General features: G+C 53.8%; 3 protein-coding genes. 2 read left to right on the forward strand and 1 reads right to left on the reverse strand.

Annotation, left to right across the window (positions count from 1 at the left end):
• Nucleotides 1–4526, reverse strand: a 4526-nt coding sequence (locus AC1DH9_RS20950; RefSeq protein ID WP_477808713.1) for a hypothetical protein, incomplete at its 3' end; no start/stop codon positions are given.
• A 439-nt stretch (nucleotides 4527–4965) separates the two neighbouring features.
• Here AC1DH9_RS20950 and AC1DH9_RS20955 point away from each other — a divergent pair.
• Together AC1DH9_RS20955 and AC1DH9_RS20960 are read left to right on the forward strand one after the other, a co-directional pair.
• A complete protein-coding gene (locus tag AC1DH9_RS20955) occupies nucleotides 4966–8568 on the forward strand; it encodes a Tc toxin subunit A (protein WP_477808714.1) in 3603 nt (1200 codons plus the stop codon).
• 9 nt (nucleotides 8569–8577) lie between these two features.
• Nucleotides 8578–10147, forward strand: a 1570-nt coding sequence (locus AC1DH9_RS20960) for a neuraminidase-like domain-containing protein (protein ID WP_477808715.1), incomplete at its 3' end; no start/stop codon positions are given.

Consider the following 10147-nt stretch of genomic DNA (forward strand, 5'->3'; position numbering starts at 1 on the left):
CTCTTTATACCGTCTCGATCGTACGTTATATACTTAAATTGTGAGAACGGCTTAGGGTAGTATATGTTATTGAAGTGTGCCCCAAGCACGGCATATGAACTATTCTCTTCGACCACAACACCTGGTATTACGGCCTCACACCCTTCGTATTGAAACGCCAGCTTGAACCGGCCTTCTTTCGTGTCCCGGAAATTTTTCCAGCTAAAAGTAATATTATTATCCTCTCCTATGACTTTCTCAAGATCAAGAGAGGGTATGGATTGTTTGGGAGGGACTCCTAAATCGCCCTCCAGCCAAACCAGTTTATATTTCAAGCCTGTCAGGAGACTGTCTGGTTTTAAAAATAGAGTTATTGAGAACTGTAGGTCGTTCCATCCTTTGCGTAACAGGATACCCATGCCATCAAGACTCATTGGGTAWGGAATTGCATCGCGGCCGCCGACCTCAATTGCTGCAATCTCTTTGGCAAACTCACTCTGCAACAATCGGCATGGAATCTCCAAAGGATTAGCTGTGTCCGGGCAGACGACTTGAAGTGAGAAACGACCGGTGCCAATGCTACTTGTGACATCCCAGTTTAATATCAGGTTGTCCGGTACTGTACGGGGCTGCTTGAGATCGGGGAAATAAGTCAGCCCAAGGTCGGGCGATCCCACTTCATCCAGCCACACGGTTAATCCTTCCATCCAGGGTTCAAAGGTCAACTTGAGCGGGGCGGGTTCTTCACTGAAAAACACTGCGCCAACGTCCGAGATGGGGCGTTCACGAACTTCAATTTTTATCACCTCATCTGCCAGGCTTTCCGAAATCACCCGCCCCGGCAACTGCCAGTCCGGCAGTGCAGGGTTGGTCAGTTTCAATCCGAAGAAACCGCCTTCTCCCCCATCGGCAGAAACAGACCAACGCACCGGTTTCCCTTCCGCTATTGGCTGCGGAGCTCCCAGATCCGGGACAAACTTCAGGCCACGTTCCGCCGCGCCCCACAGGTCTTGCAACGTGACGCTGGAACCAATCAACACACTGTCACTGTTGACGTTGAGTTCCAGTTCATAGGGTTTGCCCCTTAACAGCACGAGATCGCCGTTGGCCAGATCAACCCGTGTACCGTTCAGATAAAGCTCAGCCTCTTGTGCCCAGTCATCGTGCGACAAGGCGGTCACCTCGAAGAGTTCTGTCATGACGACACCCTGGTTATCGCGTGTGATATCCGCCAGAATCTTGTGTTTTCCGACAGAACCAGGCGTATAGCGATACTGGGTCCAGCCGTTCGGGCCGGTCACGGTCGTCGCGATGACATCCTGCTCACCTTGAATGCGCCACTCTAGGGTCACTCCCTCAACCGCCTCCCTGGTATCACCGAGCACCACCTGAACCCGCAACAGTACACTCTGCCCTGTGCTTTCCACCGGCTGGCCGAGCACTGGGCCGGCGTCGCCGATCCCGTATAGGGAGTCGACCACTTCAAACGTGTGTGGCTCTGTCCATGGGGAGCTGTMACCGTCGTCTTCATGCTGTGCCAAAATGGTGTAATTGCCGATGGGCCATAGCTCCTGCGCATCCCAGCGCCAGCTTTTCACGCCACTGGTCTCGGCGAACGGCTTATCCTCAGCGTCCCCGTCATGGCGCAGCAGTATCTGCCCCCGAGTTTCTTTACCTTCGCCTTTGATCCTGAGCTTGCGAGAGGTGGAACCGCCATTGGTTGGCCCAGTAATGACGGGTGTTTTCGGAAGCTCTTTTACTGTGAACTGACGGGGCCCACTCCATTCGGACCATGGCCCGCCCACTTTCTGTTTCGCCTCCAGATCATTACGGCCAGGCACCAAGGGGGGGTTGACCTTGAACTCCAATTCGCCGTTGGCATCGGCAATTTCCGAGCACAACTCCTCTGCGTCTTTGAGACGCACAGTGATCAGCGCATGGGGCAGGCCGTTGATCCTGATGGTTGGACGCGTTGGGGTTTGGGAGCCAACATACGGCAGCTCGAACTTTGGCACATCAGGCTTTTCTCCTGACTCCACGGTGAACGTGCATTCATCACTAGGATTGGACGCCACATCATTAAAGAACTGCACGACCTTGACCGTGTTGCTGCCCGGCGTCCAGTCCGCGTCCGGCGTGAAGGTGCGGGTCGTTCCAGTGTCGCTGAAGGTGCCGGGTACCTCGACGTTTGTTTCAGTAAACATCTCCAGGGTGACGGAATCGGAATAAACGCCGGTAATGGTCAGTATTTGATCCGGTTCGGCCGGGTTGGGTGGCGGCTCGATCGCCGGCTTCGGTGGTTTCACTGCAAACGTGCGTGGTTCGCTTGCGTTGGACTCTACGTTGTTAAAGGTCTGCACGGCTGTGATCGTTCTACTCCCCACCGCCCAGGACGGGTCAGGGGCGAATGTCCAGCTTTTCCCGTTCTGCGTGAACTTCCCGGGCACCGGTTGATTGGCTGAGTCCAGCATTTTCAGCGTGGCGCCTGGATAACCCTCGGTGCCACTAATGACGTGGTTCTGGTCTACCGGCGAGGTCGGCTGGGTGATGACCAGTTGGGGKGGCCTTACTTTGAACGTGCGTGGTYCGCTTGCGTTGGACTCTACGCTGTTAACGGTCTGCACGGCTTTGATCGTTCTGCTCCCCACCTCCCAGGGCTGGTCAGGGGCGAATGTCCAGCTTTTCCCGTTCTGCGTGAAYYTCCCGGGCACCGGTTGATTGGCTGAGTCCAGCATTTTCAGCGTGGCGCCTGGATAACCCTCGGTGCCACCAATGATGTGGTTGTGGTCTACCGGCGAGGTCGGCTGGGTAATGACCAGTTGGGGTGGCCTCAAATAAAAGGTAAGCAGATTGCTAGGCAAAGACACCCTGCCGTACTCTGTTTGTCTTGCCTTAATATGCTTGGGACCAGGGAGCCAATCGACATCGATAAACCATTCAGTGTCGCTTACGACTGCATCGCCCAGTTTGGTATTGTCTGAAGCGAGCAACTCGACAGTCGCTCTTGCCAAACATGTCCCCTCAATTTTTACCTTGCCAAAGAGGGCTGTGCTGGCCTCCTGCGGCTTGCTAATCGCTGGTGAGGGGGGAGGGGCAGGGTCCCCCACAGTAAATTCGATTTCTCTGCTCGGATCGGAAACTTTTCCGTATTCGGTTTGCCGAGCTTTGACGTGCTTGACGCCGACGTCCCATGTGTATGGGTATACCCAGGTCTTGCCGGTTACTTGTGCATCGCCCAATTTAGAATTATCCCAGCTCAGGACTTCGACAGTCGCTCTCTCCAGGCAGGTCCCTCTAATCTCGACAATACCGACGGCATGTTTACTCCCTGACTCTGGATAGGTAATCAGCGGTTCGGGCGGCTTGCCCGGCGTTCCCACAATGAACGCGCGCTCGGGGCTCGGATCGGAACGCCAATGGTGCACTGTTTGCCTGGCCTTGACGTGCTTGAAGCCGGTATCCCACGTGTAATTGAGCGTCCAGACTCTGCCGTTTACCTCAGCTACAGCGAGCTTGCTATCATCCCAGCTCAGCACATCGACAACTGCCCCCTCCAGACAGGTGCCTTTGATCGTCACATTCCCTACGTTGTGAGTACTGTCTTGGAGTGGTGCTTCGATGATCGGTGCGGCTGGCTGGGACATTGCTACGATGTAGAACTCCAGCTGAGCGCTTGGATCAGACGCCACACGATCCACGATTTGCCTGGCCTTGACGTGCTTGGTACCAGCGTCCCAGACACGACTGTAAGACCAGGTAGCGCCGGTTACCTTGGCATCGCCTAACTTACTATTATCAAAGTTCAGAACCTCAACCTGTGCTCCCTCCAAACAGGTGCCCATAATCGCCAATGAACCGACGGGGTACTTCTTTCCCTGTTCTGGCGAGAAAATCGTTGGCTCAGGTGGTTTGGCGTTCGTTCCGACGATGAATTCCAACTGAGCGCTTGGATCAGATGCCAGATTATTCAAGATTTGCCGAGCCTTGACATGTTTGGTGCCGGCGTCCCAGACGCGGCCGGAAGAACTCCAAGTAGTTCCCCTCACGGTAGCAGGGTCAAGGAAGCTATTGTCCCAACTCAATAACTCTACTTTTGCGCCTGCCGCACAGGTCCCACGAATATCGATAAGCCCAGGAGAGTGAATACTGCCTGCTTGAGGTGCTTCAATACGTGGGCTGGGTGGTTTACCCGCTCCGGCCATCTTCAAGTCGCCCGAGTAAGCCCAGTCGCTCCAAGTGTCCCAAGCGACCATGCGCTTGGCATAGTCGAGCCTGAAATAGAAATCTCTGCCTGGTTGTATCAAGTTACTGGGTACATTGAAGGAAATTGCTGATCCAAGGAAGGGGGCTCCCTGAAACTCTTTGATCATGTTAGGGCCATAGAAGAACTGTACTCTCCATTTAGAGGCGGGTGGCACCGTGACGATCGCTTCAATAAGAAAACCGGGGGAAACAGTAGAGCCATGGTTCGGTGTCAATATATAAGGTTCAATCCATAAAATGTGCTGATCCTCATCTTCATTCGTAACAAGCTCATTTTTCGCCATGATCTCAATGCTCCTTTTTCAGCCCGGCTATCTGTTGCTGTAGGGCGGTGTTTACTGAAAACCCCGAAGAACAACTACCTGTAAAAACTGACAGTTCAGACGAGCGGTGATCAATGATGGGGTCACACAAACAAGGCGCAGCTCTACGGCTGACTCACTTCGCGGCTGTCTCGCTAAAGTATCTTTTAGCGATTTTTTATTCCGACCCGGTATTTCTTACAGGAGCCAGCCTCAAGCATCAGGTAACCAATGAAAGGCGTTTGGCTCCTTCAGTCAGGTATTCCCTATCACGGCACTCGATTGCTAACACCAATTTGTTCTAAGTAAACCCTATCAACCTGTCAGGTCTGACAGGTTACACGGCCCTTGTTTATCTCTAGCTTGACCCTGCCGGGCACTCCTTCAATGCCCGTTCCTTATGGGCAGGAGAACGATTGATATGGCCGTTGAAAACAACTCGCTGATGAAGGCGCTCGTACAACCCGACATTTCGCCGGAAAAAGGCCGGGTCGATTTCGAGACGGCCATGCAGAAAATGGGATTCACCTCGGTCTTCGACATTATTCGCTTGCCTAAAACCGCCTTCGCTCGGCAGCTTGCCGAACACAGCGATGCCAACGCCGACCTGGCCTACGACAATGCCAGGGCGTATGCGGCGCTGATTGCGCGTTTGTACCGTGAGTACAAGACCTCATCGGGTACCTTCCAGCAATTGGCCCAGCGCAGTGGTGTTCGCGCGCTCGTGCCTGTGGGACCCACTTTTCCCAATCTTTTCAAGGAAAACTGGGACGAGTTCTGCAAGGTCGGCGCCATTGCCGCCATTGATTCGCCGGTGGCTTACCTAAGTGCGCTGCGCGTGTTTATCCAGCAACTGGAAGCAACGAGCATTGATCCCAAACGCCTCTTGCTGGATAAACGCCGCCCCGACCTGAAGGATCTGCTGATTACTCACGAAAGCACCTTCACCCCCAGGTCGATGCTGGAAATCGTCAATGATGTGCTGAGCAGCCACTTGCGCACTTACCTGGATGGCATTCCGGCAGACAAGCGAAAGTCCATTAACGAGGTGCTTGCTGAGCGTCGCTACCCTCTCGAATTGCCCTATGATTTCCACCACCATCAATGTCAGCTGGGTTTATCCGAGGAAAAACCGAGACTGGGAGAGTTGAATTACCGGACCAGCCTATTGATGCCGATCGGACAGGATGCCACTAACCACTATGGCGAAGTGCAAAAGCCTGTGCTGCAAGCACAGCTACTGTTGTCGGGGTTGAGTCCACAGCGGCAGGCATTACTGATCGAACCGCCGGTGTTCAGCAACTTTTACCTGACGCGCAGTGATTTGACTGATGGCTGGAAGAGCGCCGGTAGCACTCACCTCAGCCCTCACACGGAATTGGGGACCTGCTTTTTGCTGCCATTAGAGCAGGCGGACATCGGCATAGTTGCCCCCATAGCAGATAAACCCACCAGTACATCGGAAGGAACAAACCTTGCACCCGTCACCTTTCGTAAGGCGGGGGAAAACCAGACTGAAACCGTGATTCTGGCACTAAACTCCACTACGCCTGCCAATTCCGGTATTGGGTTGCTTAATTTTTTGCACTCAGCATCAGCGTCAACCACCGTCTCATCCATCAAAGTCGATGCGGTGCTCCCCGAACCAACTGAAACCGGTTATACCGCCACGTTCGATTTGATCACCGCCACCGGCACCGTTGAAGCCCCAGTGAGCCTGGCCAGACAGCGTTTCACCCTCACACTGGATGAGCAGTACACCCTGACAGCGTCGGAACGAGCCTTCTTCAAACAGTCTTTCGGCGTTGACGCAACAGACGGCTCAGTACTCCAGCACTTGACCACCCTTACCGACTTTATGCAGCGCACAGGCTTACACGCCGAACACGTCGAAATGCTTCTCTGCCAACGTACGTACGCTGTGCGATTGTCACCCAACTGCCCAAGCAAAAACCTGCAACACGCTGGTGTAGTGGTCCCCGGTATTACCGGTACGGTGTCTCCGTTTCCTCACGCGTCTCACTATGGCGCCTGCTACGTCAACGGAACCGGCGCGGGCCTTTACGATAGCGAAAGCGAACCCACTCCGGCGTCAATTATCCGCGATAAGTTCGACAACTCCATGGGGCTGGAGGAAGTCAATCAGGGGGGCAGCAAGTACTGGCGCCTGACCAAGACCTCGCTCGATCGCATGGATCGATTGCTGCGAATGATCCGTCTGCAACGCTGGACAAACATCCCCTTCGCGAAGCTGGACACTCTGGTCATCGGCGCGATCCGGGCCGAGGGCGCAGCTAACCTGGGGATGGTGCTTAACGAAAATACCTTGCGTGCGCTGGGGGTCTATCGTTATCTGAACTTGCGCCGCGGTATTGATCCTCAAGAGTTCGGCGCGATACTGGGTGGCATCACGCCCTATGCCTGCGGCAAGGATGAGGTGCCATTTTACGACCAGGTATTCAACCGGGTGCAACTGTTCGACACGCCGCTGATCCTCGATCAAACACCATTCGATTTGACCAGTACGAACCCCTCCAACCAGAAAACCCTGCTGCAATTGTGTGCCGGCCTCGGTTTGCAACCGACTGATAAGTCATTGTTATTGATCGCCAGGCAGACCGAGAAACTCGGAGCACTCAAGCGTGACTTGCCTACCGTCTCGTCGATTTACCGCCAGGCCCGGATCGCACAGCTCTTCGGTCTTTCAGTCGCTGACCTCCTGACACTGGCGGGCCTACTCGGTGGTCAACGTTACAAAACTGCACTGGCCAGCGGTCGGTTGAGCCCGCGAACAACGCCTGACACTCCAGACATCATCGATGTGCTGATGCAAGTGGACTGGGTCGTCGACTGGCTCAAGGACAGCCAGCAGACCGTTGAGCAATTGCAGCAGCGGTTAGGGCCCAATGTCCCATTGGCTGCCGTCGACGAACTGGAGGACGACCAGGCGCCCCATGCTTTTGAATACCCGCCATTGTCTGACGACCTGCTCAAGCGCCTGGTTAAATTGCAGGACGATACGCGCCGCAGTGTCGTAACCAGGGAACAGGTCGCTGCCCTGGGTCTGCCTTCCCGCGATGACGGGACCCCCAACCCGGCGGAGCTCAAATGGTTCGAGTTGCTGATCAGCCACGCTCTGATCGATAAAGATGGCCTGTTGCGCGGGCTGGATGGGCCGTTGAGTCTGGTAGATGAGCCGATCACCTGGCTCAGGACCGATGTCGATGAGTTGCTCAAGCCACTCAAACTGACGGTGCCAGTAAAACAAGCCTGTGCAGAAAAACTCGTCGAGTTGCTACTTGAGGCGCATGACAGGCAAGTACAGTTGCTTGAAGGGTTGTTCCAGGAAACCGTAAAACTACCGCCGGAACGCTGCGTTGCGGTTATTCATTGGGCTAATTCTTCGGTCTACAGCATTCTGATGGAAGTGTTTCCGAAGGGGGAGGTGCGCCCTGAACTGATCGAGCATTTCCAGCGTGTATCGCAGCATGCCGAGATTATTGTACAGCTGCGCTTGAGCGACAGAGCGTTGCGCCTGTTTCTGGTCCACCCAACCTGGCTAGGCGCCGACCAATACTCCGGCAGCAACAGCGAACCTTCGCTCGCCGACCTCTACCTGTTTGAACGCTTCAGCCATTGGTTCCACGCCCAGAGCCAATCGGAAGACACCCTATTGAGCTACTTCAGCCTCGCCAACCCGCCCACGCCCAAACTGAAAAACAAGGCGCTGCGCCAGATTACCAGCGAAACGGCCAATAGCGCATTGGCCTGGCTGCTGGGGTGGTCCGAAGCAGAAATTACGGCTCTGACTGACACCTTGAGCGAAAAGCACGCCTGTTCGATGGCGCAGGTGGACTGGATACGCCGTTGCCAGGCGACCTGCCAGGCCAGCAGGTTGTCCGCCAAAGCGCTGCTGCAAGCCACCGAATTGAATCACCAAAGCACTCTGGATGCCTGGAAAACCGTCGGTGACGCGGTCATGGCCACCCATTCTGTCCCCGATTCATCACTTGCGAATGTTTGAGGGACGATCATGACGACTGCCTTTGACGCACCACTTAATGAGTCTTTGCGTGACGCGATGTTAGCGCTGTATTTGCACGAAGTCGTGCCTAACGATCAGTACCTGATTGATCAGGGATTGGCTGACCGGATCAAGACCCCCAACGAAATTTATGAGCTCTGGTTGCTGGATGTGCAGGTCAGCCAGAATGTGCCCACCAGCCCGGTTGCCTGTGCCATTGCCAGCCATCAGCAATACATTCACGGCATTTTTATGAATATGGAACCGGGTTACCAGCCCGGAAACTTTACCCCGAATCAACTGGAAAGTTGGCGCGACGAAATGAGTCAGTATTCACTATGGGCAGCCAACCAACAGTTGCATTACTTTCCGTCGAATTACCTGGATCCAATGCTTCGGCTGACTAAGACCGAAAGCTTCAAACAACTGGAAAATGATATTAATCAAACCCAGATTCAGCCTGATACTGTGCAAACCGCAGTGCTGGACTATTTGGCGCGTTTGGAGGAAATTGCCAACCTCAGATGCCTCAATGGCTACATCGACGGCAAGTACTTCGCCAACAGTATCTACTATTTCATCGCCAAATCGCCTGCAGAAAACGTCTACTATTGGCGGTCGTTGGACATGAGGCAGCGCCCGATTATTGCACCCGTTGCTGACCCCGATGCTGAACCCTTGAAATATGATAAGCCCCTGCCTGTGGCCTGGTCGGACTGGAAACGTGCCAACGTACCAATCTCCGAAAAAGCTATTGAACACTCCATTCGGCCGACTTGGTTCAATAATCGTTTGTTCATATTCTGGGCCGAAGTAGTGTTTCAGGATCCTGATGCCATTTCGTCCTCTGACAAAAAGGTCATCCCGCTGTTTCGTCTATATGGCGCCTATAAAAAATACGATGATACATGGAGTATTCCGCGCGTTTATATTGAAAACTACGGCACGTCCGATGCCTTGCGCGATCCGGAGCTCAACCCGAATTTGATTGAAAAAGGTTGCAATACGATTGCTGTGTACGATCACTCAACGTCACCGGATACACTATTTTTGGCCCTCTATTATGGCTATGAGGCCGGCGGATTATCCAATGGTAATGGTGATAGTTACGACTTTCTAAGAACTTTGCGGATCGACAAAAACTTTGCCGTGATGCCAATGTTTCCAGCTGTCGGATATGTAGAGAAGTCTACTGGCTTTGATATTAAAGAGTCCGAAGTGCTCGATCTCGAAGAGGGGCATGTGCGGACGGTATGTCATTTGTTTGCTCACTCGGCGGACGGGGACAGTCGTTTTCAATATTGGCTTCCGACGGGAACTAACGAGTTCGGCGAAATTACTACGAGCTCTCCGAGCACTCCACAGGACCTATGGAACTACAAAGGTCTGCAGGCGAAAGTAAAAACATTGACGGAGGCAGATGTAACTTATGATCGTAGCGACACCACGATTAAAATTAGCTCGCGCATGGCTGGAAGTATCCCAGATACATATAAGGTAACTATCTCGATGGGGGATGGTGGTCGCGAAGTGGTTGGGTTTACTCTGGTTTTTAGTTCGCAAGCATACAGTGAATGGG

Source organism: Pseudomonas sp. 05T35, from assembly GCF_056396605.1.

Excerpts from the sequence above, each read along its gene's own strand:
- AC1DH9_RS20955 (WP_477808714.1), top strand. The coding sequence starts at position 4,966 with ATGGCCGTTGAAAACAACTCGCTGATGAAGGCGCTCGTACAACCCGAC.